The organism is Streptomyces sp. HM190, from assembly GCF_009857135.1.
Taxonomy (GTDB): Bacteria; Actinomycetota; Actinomycetes; order Streptomycetales; family Streptomycetaceae; genus Streptomyces; species Streptomyces heilongjiangensis.
The window spans coordinates 1538708-1556628 of record NZ_CP047318.1; the positions used below are offsets into that span (position 1 = coordinate 1538708).

Genomic DNA, 17921 nt, shown 5'->3' on the forward strand with positions numbered 1-17921 from the left:
GGTACGGCCGTGCAGACCGACTACGGCCCCGTCCAGGTCCGTATCACCGTCGACGGCGGCAAGATCACCCAGGCCGAGGCCGTCCAGAAGCCCAGCGGCGGCCGGTCCACCCAGATCAGCGACACCGCCATCCCCAAGCTCAACCAGGCCGCCGTGACCGCCGGCAACGCCGACATCGACGCGGTGTCGGGCGCCACCTACACCAGCGACGGCTACAAGAAGTCCCTGCAGTCCGCCCTCGACCAGGCAGGCAGCGCGCAGGGCTCGGGCCCCGGGGCCGAGGCGGGCGGCTCGCAGGACGCGGGCGGCGGCGCGGCGGACTCCGGGGCCGGGAAGTCGACGGGCACCCAGGTGCTCACGGGCTCGGCCGTCAAGACGGAGTACGGGCCGGTCCAGGTCCGGATCACCGTCACCGACGGCAAGATCACCAACGCCGAGGCGCTCCAGCAGCCCAGCGGCGGACGTTCCACCCAGGTCAGCGGCAACGCGATCCCCAAGCTCAACCAGGCCGCCGTGACCGCCGGTTCCGCCGACATCGACGCCGTCTCCGGCGCCACCTACACCAGCGAGGGGTACCGCAAGTCCGTGCAGTCCGCGCTGGACCAGGCGGGCTGATCCGGTGACCGATCCCGCCGGGTCCGCCGCGCCCGCCCCGTTGCGGCACGCCGAGGAGGTCATGGGCACCGTCTTCTCCTTCGACGTGCGCGGAGGAGAACCGGCGGCGGTCAGGGCCGCGCTCGACGAGGCGGTGGCCGGGCTGCACCGCGTGAACGAGGTGTTCAGCACCTACCGCGAGCAGAGCCAGATCTCCCGCCTCGCCCGGGGCGAGACCACCATCGAGGAGTGCGACCCGGAGGTCGCCGAGGTGCTCGGGCTGTGTGCCGAGGCGGAGCGGGTGAGCAACGGCTGGTTCAGCGCCACCTACGAGGGGCGCTTCGACCCGACCGGCCTGGTGAAGGGGTGGGCGACCGAACAGGCGGCCCTGCGTCTGGTCGAGGCGGGCGCGGCCGGGGTGAGCGTCAACGGCGGCGGCGACGTCCAGCTGTGCGGTGTGCCCGGCCCCGACCGGCCCTGGCGGGTGGGCGTGGCCGATCCGCTGCGGCCGGGCGGGCTGGCCGCGGTCGTCACCGCGGCGGGTGCGGACCGGTTGGCCGTGGCCACCTCGGGCACGGCGGAGCGGGGCACCCATATCGTCGACCCGCGCACCGGGAAGTCCGCGGTCACCGACCTGGTGTCGGTGACGGTGGTCGCTCCCCGGCTGACCTGGGCGGACTGCTGGGCGACTGCGGCGTTCGCGATGGGCTCGCGGGAGGGCCTGGCCTGGCTGGAGTCACTGCCGGACGTGGAGGCCCTGCTCATCACGGCCGGCGACGAGGTGCGGTGCACGGGAGGGCTGGCCTCACGCCTGGGGTGACCTCGGCCCGCCCGGAGCGACCGAGGGCCGCCTGGCCGGTCCGGTCGCTCCGGGCGGTCCGGTCGCTCCGGGCGGGCCGGTCGCTCCGGGCGGGCCGGTCGCTCCGGGCAGGCCGGTCGCTCCGGGCAGGCCGGTCGAGGACGCGCGGAGCCGCTCGACCGGCCGCGTGCCGCCCACAGCCGTTCACCTCACGGCCGGCCTCCCCGCGCAGCGTGCCGTCGCTGTCAGTGGCCGTTCTGGGCCAGCCGCAGCAGGTGGTCCGCGAGGGCCTGGCCACCCACCGGATCACGGCTGATCAGCAGCAGCGTGTCGTCCCCGGCGATCGTGCCGAGCACGTCGTGCAGTTCCGCCTGGTCGATGGACGAGGCCAGGAACTGGGCGGCACCCGGCGGCGTGCGGAGCACCACCAGGTTCGCGGACGCCTCGGCGGAGATCAGCAGTTCCGCGGAGAGCCGCCGCATCCGCTCCTCCTTCGCCGACTCGCCGAGCGGCGCCCGGGGCGTACGGAACCCGCCCTCGCTCGGCACCGCGTAGATGAGGTCGCCGTCGGTGTTGCGGATCTTCACCGCGTTCAGCTCGTCCAGGTCCCGGGAGAGCGTCGCCTGGGTGACGCTCAGCCCGTCGTCGGACAGCAGCTTCGCCAACTGGCTCTGCGAGCGCACCGGTTGCCGGTTGAGGATGTCCACGATCCGCCGGTGCCGTGCGGTACGGGTCTGCGGCACCGCGGGCCCCGCCTGGTCGTGCTCCTGCGCCTGGCTCATCGTCGTCCCATTCCCCGGATCATCCCTCCCCCTTGGCCACGTCCAGGACACCGGGCAGCGCCCGGAGGAAGGCGTCCACCTCGGCGTCGCCGATGTTCAGCGCCGGCATGAGCCGGACGACATCGGGGGCGGGCGCGTTCACCAGGAGACCGGCGTCCTGAGCCGCCTGCTGCGCCTCGGGCGCGAGCGGCTCGGTGAGCACGATACCCAGCAGGAGGCCCGCGCCACGGACGCGGGCGATCAACGGGTGGCCGAGGGACTCGATTCCCTCCCGCAGCCGCTCGCTCTGCCGCTTGACGTTCTCCAGCAGGCCCTCGGACCTGATGGTCTCCAGCACGGCGAGCCCGGCGGCGCAGGCCACGGGGTTCCCGCCGAAGGTGGTGCCGTGCTGACCGGGCTGCAGGAACTCCGCGGCCCGGCCGAAGGCGACGGTCGCGCCCAGCGGGAGTCCGCCGCCGAGGCCCTTGGCGAGGGTGACGACGTCGGGCAGGACGCCTTCGTGGGCCTGGTACTCGAACCAGTGCCCGGTCCGGCCGACGCCGGTCTGCACCTCGTCGAGGACCAGCAGGGACCCGGTGGCCGCGGTGATCGCGCGGGCGGCCTTCAGATAGCCGGGGGGCGGGACGACGACGCCGTTCTCCCCCTGGATCGGCTCGATGACGACGAGTGCCGTCTCCTCGGTGACCGCGGCGGCCAGGGCCTTCGCGTCGCCGTAGGGAACGTGGGTGACGTCGCCGGGCAGCGGGTGGAAGCCGGTCTGCTTGCCGGGCTGGCCGGTGAGGGCGAGGGCGCCCATGGTCCGGCCGTGGAAGCCGCCCGTGGTGGCGACCATGTGGGTCCGCCCGGTCAGCCGGCCGATCTTGAAGGCGCCTTCGTTGGCCTCGGCGCCGGAGTTGCAGAAGAAGACCTTGCCGTCGCGGCCGAAGACCTCCAGGAGCCGTTCGGCGAGCGCGACGGGCGGCTCGGCGACGAACAGGTTGGAGACATGGCCGAGGGAGGCGATCTGCGTGCTGACGGCCTCGACGACCGCCGGGTGGGCGTGACCGAGGGCGTTGACCGCGATACCGCCGACGAAGTCCAGGTACTGCCTGCCGTCGGCGTCCCACAGCCGGCTGCCCTCACCGCGGACGAGGGGCAGCCTCGGGGTGCCGTAGTTGTTCATGAGCGAGCCCTGCCACCGCTGGGTCAGCTCTGCGTTGCTCACGGTCCCGGTCATCCGGCGTCCCCCTCGGTCACGGCGTCGGGCACGACCATCGTGCCGATGCCCTCGTCGGTGAAGATCTCCAGCAGGATCGAGTGCTGGACCCGGCCGTCGATGACGCGGGCGGTGTTGACGCCGTTGCGTACGGCGTGCAGACAGCCCTCCATCTTCGGCACCATGCCGGAGGACAGCTCCGGCAGGAGTTTCTCCAGCTGGGAGGCGGTGAGGCGGCTGATCACCTCGTCGCTGTTCGGCCAGTCCTCGTAGAGGCCCTCGACGTCGGTGAGGACCATGAGGGTCTCGGCGCCCAGAGCAGCAGCGAGTGCCGCAGCCGCCGTATCAGCATTGACGTTGTAGACATGTCCGTCGTCCTCGCTCCGGGCGATCGACGAGACGACCGGGATGCGGCCGTCGGCGAGCAGGGCCTCGATCGCGCCCGTGTCGATGTCGGTGATCTCGCCCACCCGCCCGATGTCGACGCGTTCGCCGTCGATCTCCGGCTGGTGCTTGGTGGCGGTGATGGTGTGCGCGTCCTCGCCGGTCAGACCGACGGCGAGCGGTCCGTGCTGGTTGAGCAGGCCGACCAGTTCGCGCTGCACCTGTCCGGCGAGCACCATGCGGACGACGTCCATGGCCTCCTCGGTGGTGACGCGCAGTCCGGCCTTGAACTCGCTGACGATGCCGTGCCGGTCGAGGGCTGCGCTGATCTGCGGACCGCCGCCGTGTACGACGACGACGTCGAGGCCGGCGTGCCGCAGGAAGACGACGTCCTGGGCGAAGGCGGCCTTCAGCTCCTCGTCGACCATGGCGTTGCCGCCGAACTTGATGACGACCGTCTTGCCGTTGTGGCGGGTGAGCCAGGGCAGCGCCTCGATGAGGATCTGGGCCTTGGGGAGGGCGGTGTGCTTCCGCGTGGTGCTCATGAGGAGTAGGCGCTGTTCTCGTGGACGTAGTCGGCGGTCAGGTCGTTGGTCCAGACGGTGGCGGTCTCGGACCCGGCGGCGAGGTCGGCGACGATGTGGACCTCGCGGTAGCGCATGTCGACGGTGTCGCGGTCCTCGCCGACGCCGCCGTTCTTGCAGACCCAGACTCCGTTGATGGCGACGTTCAGCCGGTCCGGCTCGAACGCGGCCTGCGTGGTGCCGATCGCGGACAGCACACGGCCCCAGTTGGGGTCCTCGCCGTGGATGGCGCACTTGAGGAGGTTGTTGCGGGCGATGGAGCGGCCCACCTCGACGGCGTCGTCCTCGGTCGCGGCGTTGACCACCTCGATCCTGATGTCCTTGCTGGCGCCCTCGGCGTCCCGGACGAGCTGCTGTCCGAGGTCGTCGCAGACGGTGCGGACGGCCTCGGCGAACTCCGCGTACTCCGGGGTGATCCCGGAGGCCCCCGAGGCGAGCAGCAGCACGGTGTCGTTGGTGGACATGCAGCCGTCGGAGTCGACCCGGTCGAACGTGACCCGGGTGGCCGCCCGCAGGGCCTTGTCGAGGGTCTCGGCGTCGACGTCGGCGTCGGTGGTGAGGACCACGAGCATGGTGGCGAGGCCGGGGGCGAGCATGCCCGCGCCCTTGGCCATGCCGCCGACGGTCCAGCCCTCGCCCTGGGCGACGGACGTCTTGTGGACGGTGTCGGTGGTCTTGATGGCGATGGCGGCCTTCTCGCCGCCGTGCGGGCTGAGCTGGGCGACGGCCTGGTCGACGCCCGGCAGCAGCTTGTCCATGGGCAGGAGGACGCCGATGAGACCGGTGGAGCACACCGCGACCATGCCGGCCGCGTGACCGCCCGTCTCGTCGAACCCGGCCGTGTTGAGGGATTCGGCGACCTTCTCGGCGGTCGCGTGCGTGTCCTGGAAGCCCTTGGGGCCCGTGCAGGCGTTGGCGCCGCCGGAGTTGAGAACGACGGCCGAGATCCGGCCGCTCTTGAGGACCTGCTCGGACCAGAGCACCGGCGCGGCCTTGACCCGGTTGGAGGTGAAGACGCCCGCGGCGGCGAGGCGGGGCCCGTCGTTGACCACGAGGGCCAGGTCCGGGTTGCCGTTCTCCTTGATCCCGGCGGCGATCCCGGCCGCCCTGAATCCCTGTGCTGCCGTCACGCTCACGGCGCAACTCCGATCGTCGTCAGCCCGGTGGACTCGGGGAGCCCGAGGGCGATGTTCATGCTCTGGACGGCACCGCCGGCGGTGCCCTTGGTGAGGTTGTCGATGGCGCTGATCGCGATGACGCGGCCCGCCGCCTCGTCGTACGCGACCTGCACCTGGACGGCGTTGGAACCGTGGACGGACGCCGTGGCGGGCCACTGACCCTCCGGGAGGAGGTGGACGAACGGCTCGTCGACGAAGGCCTTCTCGTACGCGGCGCGCACGGACTCGGCGGTGACGCCCGCCCGCGCCTTGGCGCTGCACGTGGCGAGGATGCCGCGGGACATCGGCGCGAGGGTCGGGGTGAAGGACACGGAGACCCGCTCGCCGGCGACCCCGCCGAGGTTCTGGATCATCTCGGGGGTGTGCCGGTGGCCGCCACCGACGCCGTACGGGCTCATCGAGCCCATGACCTCGCTGCCGAGCAGGTGCGTCTTGGGGGCCTTGCCCGCGCCGGACGTCCCGGACGCGGCGACGATCACGGCCTCGTTCTCGGCGATGCCGGCCGCGTACGCGGGGAACAGGGCCAGGGTGACGGCCGTGGGGTAGCAACCGGGCACCGCGACGCGCTTGGACCCCTCCAGCGCGGCGCGGGCGCCCGGCAGTTCGGGGAGGCCGTAGGGCCAGGTCCCGGCGTGCGGGGAGCCGTAGAACCTCTCCCAGTCGGCGGCGTCCTTCAGCCGGAAGTCGGCGCCCATGTCGACGACGAGCACGTCCGGTCCGAGCTGCTCGGCCACGGCGGCGGACTGCCCGTGCGGCAGCGCGAGGAACACGACGTCGTGGCCGGCGAGGACCTCGGCCGTGGTCTCCTGGAGGACCCGGTCGGCCAGCGGCAGCAGGTGCGGCTGGAGGGAGCCGAGGGGCTGGCCGACGTTCGAGTTGCCGGTCAGGGCACCGATCTCGACCTCGGGGTGCGCGAGCAGCAGGCGCAGCACTTCGCCGCCCGCGTAACCACTCGCTCCCGCCACCGCTGCACGTACCGCCATGGAAACCCTCCTCCTGGATGGCATGACTATACGTTTCGCTGCACGTTTATGCAATCATGGATCGGGGGCGTCTTCCGCATCGACGGGGCCGACCGTGACCGGCGGACCGCTCGTCCGTGACCCGTGTCCGCCCGTGCCCCGGCAGGGCGTCAGTCAGACCCCGAGCCACGGCCGCCGGAACCCGAGTGCCGGCATCACTGTCAGACCCCCGTGTCACACTGCGTCGCATGTCTCTCGCCGGTCTCACTCTCGACGCATGGCGCGGCCTCGCGCCGGCCACCGCCGTACGGGTCGCCCGCGACGCCGCCGCCCGGGTGGGCGGCCGGGTGGTCCGCGTCGACGCCGTCGAGCATCTCGGTGCTCAGCTGCACCGTGCGCTGATCGAGCGGGACGGGCAGGAGTTCGCGCTGATACCGGGCGGCCGGGTCACGCTCGGTTTCGACGCCGCCGCCTGGCGGCCGACGCCCGCGCAGTCGGCGGACTACGCCAGGAGCGCGGCCCGGGGATACGGGTACGCCACCGACCTGAAAGGGCATCTCGCACAGGTGCTCAGCCCACGTCGTGAGGTGACCCTGGCCGCCGTGCTCATGGCGGTGGAGGGCGAGCACCTGACGGAGCCGCCCGCCCGGACCCCGTCCGCCCTGGCGGCGCGCGGACTGCGCATGCCCACCTCGGACGAGTGGGAGCACGCCTGCGGCGCCGGGGCACGCACCCTGTTCCGCTGGGGCGACGACTGCCCCCTCGACCGTGTCCCGTACGACGACCCCACCGGCCCGCAGCACACGCCGAACGCCTTCGGCCTGCGCATCGCGTACGACACGTACACGACGGAGCTGACGAGCGACCCGTCGGTGGTGCGCGGCGGCGACGGCGGCGAGTCCGTGTGCGGCGGCTACGGCACCCTGCTCGGCTGGCTGCCCCTGGCCACGGCGAACGTCAACCCGGCGATGGCGGAGTTCGCGTACGGGGAGGACGGCGAGGACCTCTACGAGGACTTCACCGTACGGCCGGTGCTGGCGCTCTGAGGGCGGCCCGTGCGCCGGACCGGCCGACGACGGCCTTCAGGAGCGTTCCGCCGCCCGCTCCGCGTTGCGCTTCTTGATGCGGGCGCCCTCCTTGCGGACCTCGGCCTGCGTGGCACGCTCCCGCTGGAGCCACTCGGGGCTCTCGTCCTTCAGAGCCTCGATCTGCTCGGTGGTGAGGGCCTCGGTGACGCCGCCGCGGGCCAGACCCGCGATGGAGACGCCCAGCTTGGCGGCGACGACCGGGCGGGGGTGCGGGCCGTTGCGGCGCAGCTCCTGCAGCCAGGCCGGCGGATCCGCCTGGAGCGCGTTCAGTTCGGCGCGCGAGACGACGCCCTCCCGGAACTCGGCGGGGGTGGCTTCGAGGTACACACCCAGCTTCTTCGCCGCGGTCGCGGGCTTCATGGTCTGGGGTGCGGTCTGGTGCGACGTCATGGTGTCCAGGGTATCGAGCATGTGCGCCACCGCTGACCACGCCCGGAGAGCGGGGGCGACGGCCCGGCCCGCTAGCCTGGTCGTGTGACTGGCTCGGATGCATCGCCCTCGTTCCGGCTCGCGTACGTCCCGGGAGTGACGCCCACGAAGTGGGTGCGGATCTGGAACGAGCGGTTGCCCGACGTTCCCCTCACCCTCGTCCCGGTGTCCGCCGTCGAGGCGCTCGGCGCGCTGCGGGGCGGTGCGGCGGACGCGGGTTTCGTGCGGCTGCCGGTGGACGGGACCGACCTCAGCGCGATCCCCCTCTACACCGAGACCACGGTGGTCGTGGCCCCGAAGGACCATGTCGTCGCGGCCGTCGACGAGGTGTCCGCGGAGGATCTGGCGGACGAGGTCGTGCTGCACCCCCTCGACGACACCCTCGGCTGGGAGCGCCCGCCGGGGCAGCCGGCGTTCGAGCGTCCCGCCACCACGGCGGACGCGATCGAGCTGGTGGCGGCCGGGATCGGACTCCTCGTCGTCCCGCAGTCGCTGGCCCGCCTGCACCATCGCAAGGACCTCACGTACCGCCCGCTGACCGACGCCCCCGAGTCCCGGGTCGCTCTGTCCTGGCCGCAGGACGCGACCACGGACATGGTGGAGGACTTCATCGGCATCGTCCGGGGCCGCACGGTCAACAGCTCCCGGGGCCGCCCCAGGCCCACCGAGGAGAAGCAGCAGCAGAAGCCGAAACGCCAGCCCGGCGGCGGCACCCGCCGCCAGCCCACCACCGGAAAGCCGACGGCCCGCACCCCCCGATCCGGCTCGGGCGGCACCAGAACATCGAAGAGCGGCGGCAGGCCGGGAAAGCCCCGCCGCCGCTCGTGAACCATGCCCCGCGGCCGGACCACACCTCGGCCCCGCGGGCGGATGGCGTCCGGCCCGCGGGCGGGTTTGGCTAGGCGGCGCCCAGCCGCAGGTTCCAGTGGCCCGGCCGGCCCGCGACGGTGAGCGTCGACAGGGGGCGGACGTCCAGGTGCCAGTACGTCGACGGCGGCGCCTGGAGCGCGTGGACGAGGGCGGCGCGGAGCACGGAGGGCTCGGCCACGGCGACGATACGGCCGCCGTCGTCCTTCGGCCGGGTGTCGAGCCAGCTCCCTATCCGGGTGATGAAGGACAGCAGGGACTCACCGCCGTGCGGGGTGCAGCGCGGGTCGGCGAGCCAGGCGTCCACCGCCGAGGGCTCCCGGGCCATGGCCTCGCCGAGGGTGAAGCCGCGCCAACGGCCCATGTCGCAGTCGCGCAGCGCGGGCTGGGCCAGCGGCGCGTACCCGAGGGCGTCGCCGGTGGCCCGGCTGCGGGGCGTCGGCGAGCAGTAGCGCAGCTCGGCCGCCGCCAACGGCACCAGTTCGTGGGCGGCGCACTGCACCGCGTCCCAGCCGGCCTGGTCCAGCGGCCGGTCGTCCTCGAAGCGCTCAGCGAGCAGCGAGGAGCAGCGCGCCGCGGCGACGAACGTGACCCGAAGATGCATGCGGAGATGGTGGTGGCCGGAACTGGGCAGGTCAAGGGGTGTTACCCAGAGGTTACGGCAGGCCGTCGGCCCCTCACGGGCCACGGCCCGCGCCCTCCCGCACCTTCCCGCACTGTTCCGCCGGGGCCACCCGCCGTCTCACTCGAAAACGAGCGCCATCCACTGGTCGGGGTCCACGAGGGGACGGAAGCCGAGCTGCTCGTAGACGGCGTGTGCGTCGTGGGTGGCGAGCAGGACGCGGCGCAGCCCGAGCGGTTCCAGGGTGGCGCGTGCGGCGCCCACCAGAGCCTTCCCGATCCCCTTGCCCCGCAGGGCCGGATCCACGTACACGTCGCACAGCCACGCGAACGTCGCCCGGTCGGTCACCACCCGCGCGTACGCCACCTGCTCGCCCGAAGTCGTGTCGTACACACCGAAGTTGAGCGACCCGGCGATAGCGCGTTCCTGCTTGTCGAAAGGTCGGCCGAGGGCCCAGTACGCGTCGGACGACAGCCAGCGGTGGACGCGTCCGACGTCGAGTCGGGTCGGGTCGGTGGAGACCTCGTAGCCCCCGGGCAGGGGGAATGCGGCGTTCATGGCTGGACGTTCGCAGGTCAGAGTCCCGCTGTCGAACCCTTTACGGCCGCCCTCAGCCGTCGGACGCCCTCGACGATCTCCCCCGCCCCGCTGACCCCGGCGAAGCTCAACCGCAGGTGCGCGGCCGGGGGTTCGGCGCTGAAGTAGGGGCGGCCGGGGGTGACGGCGACACCCGCGCGGAGGGCGGCGGCGACCAGCGCGGACTCTCCGCCGGAGCCGACGGCCCGGCCGGTGCCCCCGGTGCCGTCGGGGAGGCGCAGCCACAGGTGGTAGCCGCCGGAGGGGATGTGGGGCAGGGCGAGTTCGGGCAGGTGCAGCCGCAGCGCGGAGGTCATCGCGTCCCGACGGATCTTCAACTCCCTGGACACCGAACGTAGATGGCGGGGCCAGGCGGGAGAGCCGACGAGTTCGAGGGCCGCCTCCTGGAGGGGGCGCGGCACGAAGAAGGTGTCGACGACCTGGATGGCGCGCAGCCGTTCCAGGACCGGTCCGCGGGCGGCCAGCGCGCCCACCCGGAAGCTGGGCGAGGTCGCCTTGGTCAGGGAGGACACGTGCACGACGACGCCGTCCGGGTCGTCGGCGGCCAGCGGTGGCGGCAGCGGCCCGGCGTCCTCGTGCACGAGCCGGCGCACGAAGTCGTCCTCGATCACGAAGGCCCCCGCCTCGCGTGCGATCCGCAGCACCTCGCCCCGCCGCTCGACGGACAGGGCGGCACCCGTGGGGTTCTGGAAGAGGGGCTGGCAGACGAAGACCCGGGCGCCGGACGCCCTGAACGCGTCGGCGAGGAGCGCAGGCCGCACCCCGTCGGGGTCCACCGGCACGGGGACGGGGCGCAGACCGGCGGCCCGCGCGATGGCCAGCATGCCCGGGTACGTGGGGGACTCGACCAGCACCGGCGCGCCGGGCGACGCCAGCGCGCGCAGGGCCGTGGTCAGCGCGGACTGGCCGCCCGCCGCCACGATCACCTCGGCCGCCGTGATGCCCCCGCCGATGCTCCGGGCGAACCACTCGCGCAGCTCCGTCACACCCTCGACCGGGGGCCGCGCCCAGACGCCGGGGCGCCGCCCGGCCCGTGACAGGGCGGCGCCCATGGCCTGTTCCGGTTGCAGTGCCGGATGCAGATAGCCGCCGTTGAACTCGATCACGCCGGGCGGTGGGGAGGCGAGGGAGACCAGCACGCCCGAGGCGTCGACCGTGCGCGGTGTCGGCTCGGCGGTGCCGTCCGCGCTCAGCGCGACCTCCTGCCAGGAGGTGTCGCCCACGGCCGCCGCCCCGCTCTCGCGCGGCCGCGCCCGGAACGCGCCCGCACCGGGCCGGGTCACCACCAGGCCCTCAGCGGCCAGGAGGGCCAGGGCCCGCGAGACGGTCACAGGGCTCACCCGGAAGCGCTCCACCAGGGCCCGACTCGATGGCAGCTTTCCACCCGGCGAGTAGCGGTCCAGCTCCTTCCTGAGCTGTTCCACCAGTTCCGCGACGCTGCTACGCTCTTGCATGAGAGCACAGAGTAGCGCTATCGACCAGCGCACAGTAGCGGTGGAAGCCCCTCCCGCCGGGGAACGCCATTCCCGGAGCGGCGGCACGAGCGGCGGCACCCTCCAGGCGGCCCTCGGAGTGGTCGCCTTCTCCCTCACGTTCCCGGCCACCGCCTGGGGCCTCGAAGGCTTCGGCCCCTGGTCCCTGGTCGCGGTGCGCAGTGTCCTCGCCGCCGTCATCGCGGGCGGCTGCCTGTTGGCCCTGCGGGTGCCGCTGCCGGGCCGTCGGCACTGGGCGGGCCTGGCGGTGGTCGCCGCGGGAGTGGTCGTCGGCTTCCCGCTCCTCACCACGCTCGCCCTGCAGACCTCGACCACCGCGCACGCCGCCGTGGTCGTCGGACTGCTCCCGCTGACCACCGCACTGCTGTCGGCGCTGCGCATGGGGTCACGGCCCTCGCGCACGTTCTGGTGCGCGGCGCTCGTCGGGGCCGCCGCAGTGCTGGCGTTCACGGCGACGCAGAGCGGTGGTGCCCTCGGCACCGCCGACCTCTATCTCTTCGCGGCGCTGCTGGTGTGCGCGGCCGGCTACACCGAGGGCGGTCGGCTGGCCCGGGTGATGCCCGGCTGGCAGGTCATCGGCTGGGCGCTGGTGCTCTGCCTGCCGTTCAGCGTGCCGGGCGCGCTGCTGGCCCTGTCGTACGAGCCGGTCCAGCTGACCGCGCACAGTGTGACGGGGCTGCTGTGGGTGGCGGCCGGGTCACAGTTCCTCGGCCTCGTCGTCTGGTACCGGGGCATGGCGGCCATCGGCATACCCCGGGCCAGCCAGTTGCAGCTCGCGCAGCCGCTGCTCACACTGGTGTGGTCGGTGCTGCTGCTGGGCGAGCACCTGACAGTGGCCGCCCCCCTGACGGCCGCGGCGGTGCTCGTGTGCATCGCCGTCACCCAACGGGCTCGGGGCTGAGTCCGGGCAGGTTCCGGTCGGACCGGCCCGCCGTGGACAGGCCACGGACCGATGCTCCCGCACCTGGTGAGGAGGCCCCGAAGATGCGTGCAACCGTGGGCGACCAGCTTGTCCAGCACGGCAGGGTGGTCGGGCAACACGACAAGGTCGGCGAGATCGTGGAAGTCATGGGCGAGGAGGGGAACCCTCCGTACCGCGTCCGGTTCGAGGACGGGCACGAGGGCGTGTGCTCGCCCGGCCCGGACACGGAGATCCGGCACAGGGAAACGCGCCCGTAGACACGACGGTGGATCAGCGCGGCGGCTCCGCCGGCTGCTGGTAGTGGTCGGCGACCACGCGCGCCATCGCCCCGATCCGGTCGACGGTCACCTCCTTGGCCGCGAAGAACACGTGCCCGTCCACCTCCGGGACGTCACGGGCCAGTGACAGGTGCCCGGAGAGTTCCGCCGGGTCCTGCCAGGCCGCGGGCTGCGCCGGGTCGCCGGCCTTGTAGAGGGCCTCCCCGATGTAGAGGCGTGTCCCGGAGTCCCGCGCCGTCCGCGCCCACCAGGGCAGCAGCTTCGCGTAGTCGGCGGCGGCGAAGCCGACGTTCCAGTACAGCTGCGGGACGATGTAGTCGATCCAGTTCTCACGGACCCACGTACGGGTGTCGGCGTACAGGTCGTCGTACGTCTGCACACCGGCCCGGGTGTCCGAGCCGCGCGCGTCGGTGGCGGCGTTGCGCCACACCCCGAAGGGGCTGATGCCGAACCGGGTGCCGGGCCGGACCGCCTTGATCTGCGCCGCCATCTCCCGGACCAGCTTGTCGATGTTGTCTCGCCGCCAGTCGGCCCGGTTGGAAAAGCCCCCGCCGTGGGCGTCGTACGCCGCGTCGTCGTCGAAGACCTGGCCGGCGACCGGGTACGGGTAGAAGTAGTCGTCGAAGTGCACCGCGTCGACCGGGTACTTCCGTACGGCGTCGAGCATGGCCTTCTGGACGAAGGCGCGCACGGCGGGGACGCCCGGGTTGTAGTACAGCTTGCCGCCGTAGGGGACGACCCAGTCGGGGTTCTCGCGGGCCGGGTGGCCGGCCGCCAGGCGGCTCGGGTCGGTGTGGTTGGCGACGCGGTACGGGTTGAACCAGGCGTGCAGCTCCAGCCCACGGGCGTGGGCCTCCTCGACCGCCGTGCCCAGCGGGTCCCAGCCGGGGTCCTTGCCCTGGGTGCCGGTGAGGTACTGCGACCAGGGCTCGTACGGGGAGGGCCAGAGCGCGTCGGCCGTGGGACGGACCTGGAAGATCACCGCGTTGAGGCGGCGCTCCACGGCGGTGTCGAGGTGGGCGAGCAGCTCGGCGCGCTGCTCGTCGGCGGTGAGGCCCGCCCTGGAGGGCCAGTCCCGGCCCGCGACGGTGGCCAGCCACACGCCGCGCAGCTCGCCGGGGACCTGCCGGCGGCGGTCGGAACCCTGACCGGCGACGGCGGTACCGGCCGCCACCCCGCCGGCCGCCGCGAGTGTGGTGACCGCGGCCGCCCAGAACGCCCTTCGTGACATCCATGGCTTCCGATGCATCCTCGTACCTCCGGTACCGCTTCGTGTCCGCCACGTCGCGGACCGTTCGTGGAGCCAGCCTTCCATGTGGTACCCGCGATACTGATCGGTAGCGGCCGGGGTAACGTGCAGGTTTGGCGCAGGACCGCACCCGGGGTATCTGCCAGGCACACAGACCAGTGAAAGGGACGATGTGACGGACTTCCCAACGGGAGATCTCACGCGAGTCGGAGTCGTGGGCTGCGGCCAGATGGGAGCGGGTATCGCCGAGGTGTGCGCCCGCGCCGGACTGGACGTCAAGGTCGCCGAAACCACCGGCGAAGCCCTGGAGATCGGCCGTACCCGGCTGTTCAACTCCCTGTCCAAGGCGGCCGAGCGCGGCAAGATCAGCGAGGCTGAGCGGGACGCCACACAGGCACGTCTGAGCTTCACCACCGACCTCGGGGAGTTCGCCGACCGCGATCTCGTCATCGAGGCCGTCGTGGAGAACGAGCAGGTGAAGACGGAGATCTTCCAGGTGCTCGACCAGGTGCTGACCCGCCCCGACGCGATCCTCGCCTCCAACACCTCCTCCATCCCCCTGGTGAAGCTGGCGGTCGCGACCTCGCGTCCGGACCAGGTCATCGGCATCCACTTCTTCAACCCGGCGCCCGTGCAGAAGCTCGTCGAGCTGATCCCGGCCCTCACGACCTCCGAGGGCACGCTCAGCCGGGCGCAGCTGTTCGCCGAGAAGGTCCTGGGCAAGCACGCGGTCCGCGCGCAGGACCGCTCGGGCTTCGTGGTCAACGCGCTGCTGGTGCCGTATCTGCTGTCCGCCATCCGGATGTTCGAGTCGGGCATCGCCGGCCGCGAGGACATCGACAACGGCATGGAGCTGGGCTGCGCCCACCCGATGGGCCCGCTGAAGCTGTCCGACCTGATCGGCCTGGACACGATCGTCTCGATCGCCAACTCGATGTACCAGGAGTACAAGGAGCCGCTGTACGCCGCTCCCCCGCTGCTCCAGCGCATGGTCGACGCGGGCCGCCTCGGCCGCAAGACGGGCTCGGGCTTCTACACGTACGCCTGACCCGTCACGACGGAGACGGGCCGGACACGGACGGCTGACCTGCACGACCTGCGGACGGCCGGTCACGCGCACGCACCGCGGGGACCCGAGTGAGACCCGCTTCCCGACACCCCGGGGAGCGGGTCTTTGCGTCGTCCGGGAATCCAGCCCTACGTCCGCGACCACGGAACGTGAGAAGTGACCTGGTGGACGGGCCCGGCACCGGAACGAGTGCCGGGCCCGTCGTCTTCACACGCCGTGTGCGCGGCGGACACGCATATGCCGTTCGCACACGCTCCCCACGCGTCCACCAGGGGAGTTGACTTGCGATGCGCATGCAAGGGATGTGACGACTACCGAGACGACTACAGAAAGGAGCGGACTCGTGGCCATCGACCCCGAGCATCCCGTGGTCCACGGTGAACTCGCAGAGTTACGCCGCCGCCTGGACGTGGCGCAGGCACGCGTCGAGGGAGGGCTCACCCTGCTGAGCCACCGTGCCGAACACACCGCCAAGGAGCTGGACGAGCTGAGCACACGGGTCGTCACCCTGGAGCACTCCCGCTGGCCACTGCCCGCGGTCGCGGCCCTCACGGCCGTGGGAGCACTGGTGGTGGCCGTCTGGCAGGCCGTGGGCCGCTGACCGGCACGGGTGGGACGCCCGGAGGGATCAGCGCCCCGCGTCCTGTCCGAGCCTCAGGTGGTGCAGGAGGAGCAGTGCGGCCGCCATGTTGGCGGCCGGGACCTCGCCGCGGGCGACCATGTCGGGCACCAGCTTGAGGGGTACCCATTCCCTGCGGTCCGACTCGAAGTCGTCCACCGGGTGACCGACGTACGCGCCCTCGTCGGCCCAGTAGATGTGGTGCCGGGCGTCGGTGAGCCCGTTGGAGGGCTCGACGCTCATCAGATGGTGCAGTGGTCCCGGCCGCCATCCGGTCTCCTCCTCCAGTTCCCGGGCGGCCGCGTCGACGATGCCCTCGCCGTCCTCGACGACGCCGGCCGCCAGCTCCCAGCCCCAGCTGTCGGTGATGAAACGGTGCCGCCACAGCAGCAGCACCTCGTTGGCCTCGTTGACGACGGTGGCCACGGCGACGGGCCGCAGCCGGATCAGGAAGTGATCGAGGTGCCGCCCGTCCGGCAACGCGACATCTGCGAGATTGACGCTGAACCAGCGGTTTGAGTACACAGTCTGTTCGCTCTGTTTCGTCCACTGCACGGTTCTGCCACCTTTCGCCGAGTAAGTGGCAATATCGCAGCAGGAGCGTGGTGACAGCAGGCGCACAGGCGGTGCACGGCAGGGCCGTGGACGCGCTGTCAGAGCGGTACGCGCAGTGCGCCGTCGATGAGTTCGGCGGCCTCCCGGGTCCCCGCGCAGCCGTTTCGTACGAGATGTTCGCGTACCGCCCGCAGTCTGTCGCGCAGGCGCATGGACTCCATTCCGCGCGACCGCTCGGCCATTTCGACGGCGGTGTGCACCGCCTTGTCGGCGTTGCCCTGCCGTAGTTCGATCTGGCTGAGCATGGCGAGCCGGTGGACGCGGCCCCGGTCGTGCGCCGGGGTGTCGACGGCCGCCGCCGCGTGCTCCGCCGCGGCCGTCAGGTCGCCGAGGCTGAGCAGCGCCTCCGCCACCTGCACGTTGACCAGGCCGGGTTGGACATAGCCGGTCTCGTCGGGTTCGTGGCCGCGCCGGATGCGTTCGGCGGCCTGTTCCGCCCGCCGGATGCAGGACAGCGCGCTCGTGCCGTCGCCGAGGTGCGCGTACGCCTTGGCCTGCATGGCGTACAGGTCCGCGGCGAGCGCCGGGGTGATGTGCTTGCCCGCGGCACGCAGCGCGGCCTCGGCGAAGGCGACGGCCTGCCGGTACTCCCGCATGAACAGCGACTGGTTGACGAGCAGCGCGATCACGTAGGCGCCGAGTCCCTGGTCCCCGCTGGCCTTGGCGAGCCGCAGCGCCTGGTGGAAGTAGCGCTGGGCGAGGCCGTGCGCGTCGGAGTCGTAGGCGCAGATGCCGGCGATGGCGACCAGTCCGCCGGTGGCCCGGTGGAGTTGGCGTCCGGTGGCGTCGGTGTAGCTGCCGCGCAGCAGGGGCGCCGCCTCGGCGTTGAGGAATCCGACGATGCGGGCGCGGGTCGCGATGCCGCCCGCCTTGCGGTACAGCTGCTCGTAGTGCGATCGGGCGGCGCGCAGCATCTCGATGTCGGCCATGCTGACGCGATGGCGTCCCCCGCGGGAGACGTCGACGTCCTCCGGCGGGTTCTCCCACTCCCACACCGGCATCACGGCGGGTGTCCCGGTGACGGCGGGGGCGCCGAGGACGTGGGGGCGCTGTTGTTCGTCGGAGCGCCACAGGGCGGTGGCGCGCTCCACGAACCCGGAGAGTCCGGCGCCGTGCTGGGAGGTCGCCTCGCCCGGCACGCCGAGACCGATGTCGTCGAGGGTGACGGTCCGCTGCAGCCGCCCGGCGAGCACGTCGCAGATCAGGTCGGGCACCTGGCCGCGGGGGCGCTGCCCCTTCAACCACCGGGCCACGGCGGTGTGTTCGTATCTCAGCGCCAGACCTCGCGCTCGCCCTGCCTGGTTGACATGTGCGGCGAGTCCGGCGTGCGAGATACCGGCTTCGTCGAGGATCGCGTCGAGCAGGGTGTTGGGCTGCATGGAGGCCCCTCCGGTGGCTCGGTGCCGGCGTGTGGCAGCGTAGCGCTTCCGTCTTCACACGGGGTGTGAAGGGAATGCCCGAATTCGGGTTGTACGCGCGCTGTTGCGGAGAGTTTCGGAACGCTTGACTGGAATGCCTCGTCAGAGGCCGACTGGGCCACCGGCTCCCCCTCGTACAGCGCGGTGGCCCCGTCGGGACGAGTGCGTCGAGGGTGC

19 protein-coding genes and 1 pseudogene are annotated in these 17921 nt (G+C 72.4%); 8 read left to right on the forward strand and 12 right to left on the reverse strand.

The genetic code is table 11. The annotated features are described in order from the left end of the window. Positions 1 to 36: 36 nt before the first annotated feature. Together GSY65_RS34645 and GSY65_RS06195 are read left to right on the forward strand one after the other, a co-directional pair. Positions 37 to 615: pseudogene (locus GSY65_RS34645) on the forward strand (FMN-binding protein); the annotation flags it as partial. 61 nt (positions 616 to 676) lie between these two features. Further along, on the forward strand, positions 677 to 1414 hold the full coding sequence (locus GSY65_RS06195; RefSeq protein ID WP_443043287.1) for an FAD:protein FMN transferase: 738 nt from the start codon (positions 677 to 679) through the stop codon (positions 1412 to 1414). A gap of 224 nt (positions 1415 to 1638) precedes the next feature. Here the strand turns inward: GSY65_RS06195 and GSY65_RS06205 are convergent, their stop codons facing one another. From GSY65_RS06205 to argC, 5 genes are read right to left on the reverse strand one after another with little or no spacing between them, the layout of a single operon-like run. Then, positions 1639 to 2175 carry an arginine repressor gene (locus tag GSY65_RS06205; protein ID WP_159766355.1) on the reverse strand — a complete coding sequence of 179 codons (537 nt, stop codon included), beginning with the start codon at positions 2173 to 2175 and terminating at the stop codon, positions 1639 to 1641. A gap of 19 nt (positions 2176 to 2194) precedes the next feature. Continuing rightward, complete coding sequence (locus GSY65_RS06210; RefSeq protein WP_201452459.1) at positions 2195 to 3391, reverse strand: acetylornithine transaminase; 1197 nt, start codon at positions 3389 to 3391, stop codon at positions 2195 to 2197. Next, a complete protein-coding gene (gene argB / locus GSY65_RS06215; RefSeq protein WP_159766357.1) occupies positions 3388 to 4299 on the reverse strand; it encodes an acetylglutamate kinase in 912 nt (303 codons plus the stop codon). Before argB ends, GSY65_RS06210 begins: the two co-directional genes overlap by 4 nt. Next, complete coding sequence (gene argJ, locus GSY65_RS06220) at positions 4296 to 5474, reverse strand: bifunctional glutamate N-acetyltransferase/amino-acid acetyltransferase ArgJ (protein ID WP_159766358.1); 1179 nt, start codon at positions 5472 to 5474, stop codon at positions 4296 to 4298. Before argJ ends, argB begins: the two co-directional genes overlap by 4 nt. After that, entirely contained in the window at positions 5471 to 6499 is a 1029-nt protein-coding gene (argC, locus tag GSY65_RS06225) for an N-acetyl-gamma-glutamyl-phosphate reductase (protein ID WP_159766359.1), read from the reverse strand. The genes argJ and argC overlap by 4 nt, the downstream gene beginning before the upstream one ends. A 227-nt stretch (positions 6500 to 6726) precedes the next feature. On the opposite strand from argC, the gene GSY65_RS06230 reads away from it, so the two are divergent. Next, positions 6727 to 7524, forward strand: a complete 798-nt coding sequence (locus GSY65_RS06230; RefSeq protein WP_159766360.1) for a hypothetical protein — start codon at positions 6727 to 6729, stop codon at positions 7522 to 7524. Positions 7525 to 7560: 36 nt separating this feature from the next. Here GSY65_RS06230 and GSY65_RS06235 read toward each other — a convergent pair whose 3' ends face one another. After that, entirely contained in the window at positions 7561 to 7956 is a 396-nt protein-coding gene (locus tag GSY65_RS06235; RefSeq protein WP_159766361.1) for a DUF5997 family protein, read from the reverse strand. 84 nt (positions 7957 to 8040) lie between these two features. Between GSY65_RS06235 and GSY65_RS06240 the strand changes: the two genes are divergently transcribed. Beyond that, a complete protein-coding gene (locus GSY65_RS06240; protein ID WP_159766362.1) occupies positions 8041 to 8823 on the forward strand; it encodes a LysR family substrate-binding domain-containing protein in 783 nt (260 codons plus the stop codon). A gap of 70 nt (positions 8824 to 8893) precedes the next feature. Here the strand turns inward: GSY65_RS06240 and GSY65_RS06245 are convergent, their stop codons facing one another. From GSY65_RS06245 to GSY65_RS06255, 3 genes are all read right to left on the reverse strand, one after another. Beyond that, positions 8894 to 9466, reverse strand: coding sequence for a histidine phosphatase family protein (locus tag GSY65_RS06245; protein WP_159766363.1), 573 nt, complete (start codon positions 9464 to 9466; stop codon positions 8894 to 8896). Positions 9467 to 9604: 138 nt separating this feature from the next. Continuing rightward, complete coding sequence (locus tag GSY65_RS06250; protein WP_159766364.1) at positions 9605 to 10042, reverse strand: GNAT family N-acetyltransferase; 438 nt, start codon at positions 10040 to 10042, stop codon at positions 9605 to 9607. Positions 10043 to 10059: 17 nt separating this feature from the next. After that, entirely contained in the window at positions 10060 to 11535 is a 1476-nt protein-coding gene (locus GSY65_RS06255) for an aminotransferase-like domain-containing protein (RefSeq protein WP_159766365.1), read from the reverse strand. Between GSY65_RS06255 and GSY65_RS06260 the strand changes: the two genes are divergently transcribed. Further along, the gene (locus GSY65_RS06260) at positions 11534 to 12475 is read left to right on the forward strand and encodes a DMT family transporter (RefSeq protein ID WP_159766366.1); all 942 of its coding nucleotides are present in this window, start codon (positions 11534 to 11536) and stop codon (positions 12473 to 12475) included. The two genes, GSY65_RS06255 and GSY65_RS06260, sit on opposite strands and share 2 nt — an antisense overlap. An 83-nt stretch (positions 12476 to 12558) precedes the next feature. Next, a complete protein-coding gene (locus tag GSY65_RS06265) occupies positions 12559 to 12753 on the forward strand; it encodes a DUF1918 domain-containing protein (RefSeq protein ID WP_159766367.1) in 195 nt (64 codons plus the stop codon). Between the two features lie 13 nt (positions 12754 to 12766). On the opposite strand, the gene GSY65_RS06270 is transcribed toward GSY65_RS06265, so the two are convergent. Next, the gene (locus tag GSY65_RS06270; protein WP_159766368.1) at positions 12767 to 14005 is read right to left on the reverse strand and encodes a glycoside hydrolase family 10 protein; all 1239 of its coding nucleotides are present in this window, start codon (positions 14003 to 14005) and stop codon (positions 12767 to 12769) included. Positions 14006 to 14195: 190 nt separating this feature from the next. On the opposite strand from GSY65_RS06270, the gene GSY65_RS06275 reads away from it, so the two are divergent. Both GSY65_RS06275 and GSY65_RS06280 read left to right on the forward strand, forming a co-directional pair. Next, on the forward strand, positions 14196 to 15071 hold the full coding sequence (locus GSY65_RS06275) for a 3-hydroxybutyryl-CoA dehydrogenase (protein WP_159766369.1): 876 nt from the start codon (positions 14196 to 14198) through the stop codon (positions 15069 to 15071). A gap of 364 nt (positions 15072 to 15435) precedes the next feature. After that, on the forward strand, positions 15436 to 15693 hold the full coding sequence (locus GSY65_RS06280; RefSeq protein ID WP_159766370.1) for a hypothetical protein: 258 nt from the start codon (positions 15436 to 15438) through the stop codon (positions 15691 to 15693). 27 nt (positions 15694 to 15720) lie between these two features. On the opposite strand, the gene GSY65_RS06285 is transcribed toward GSY65_RS06280, so the two are convergent. Beyond that, entirely contained in the window at positions 15721 to 16266 is a 546-nt protein-coding gene (locus tag GSY65_RS06285) for an NUDIX hydrolase (protein WP_159766371.1), read from the reverse strand. A gap of 98 nt (positions 16267 to 16364) precedes the next feature. Beyond that, positions 16365 to 17705 (reverse strand): transcriptional regulator, encoded by a 1341-nt coding sequence (locus tag GSY65_RS06290; protein ID WP_159766372.1) that lies wholly within the window; start codon positions 17703 to 17705, stop codon positions 16365 to 16367. Between the last annotated feature and the right edge of the window lie 216 nt (positions 17706 to 17921).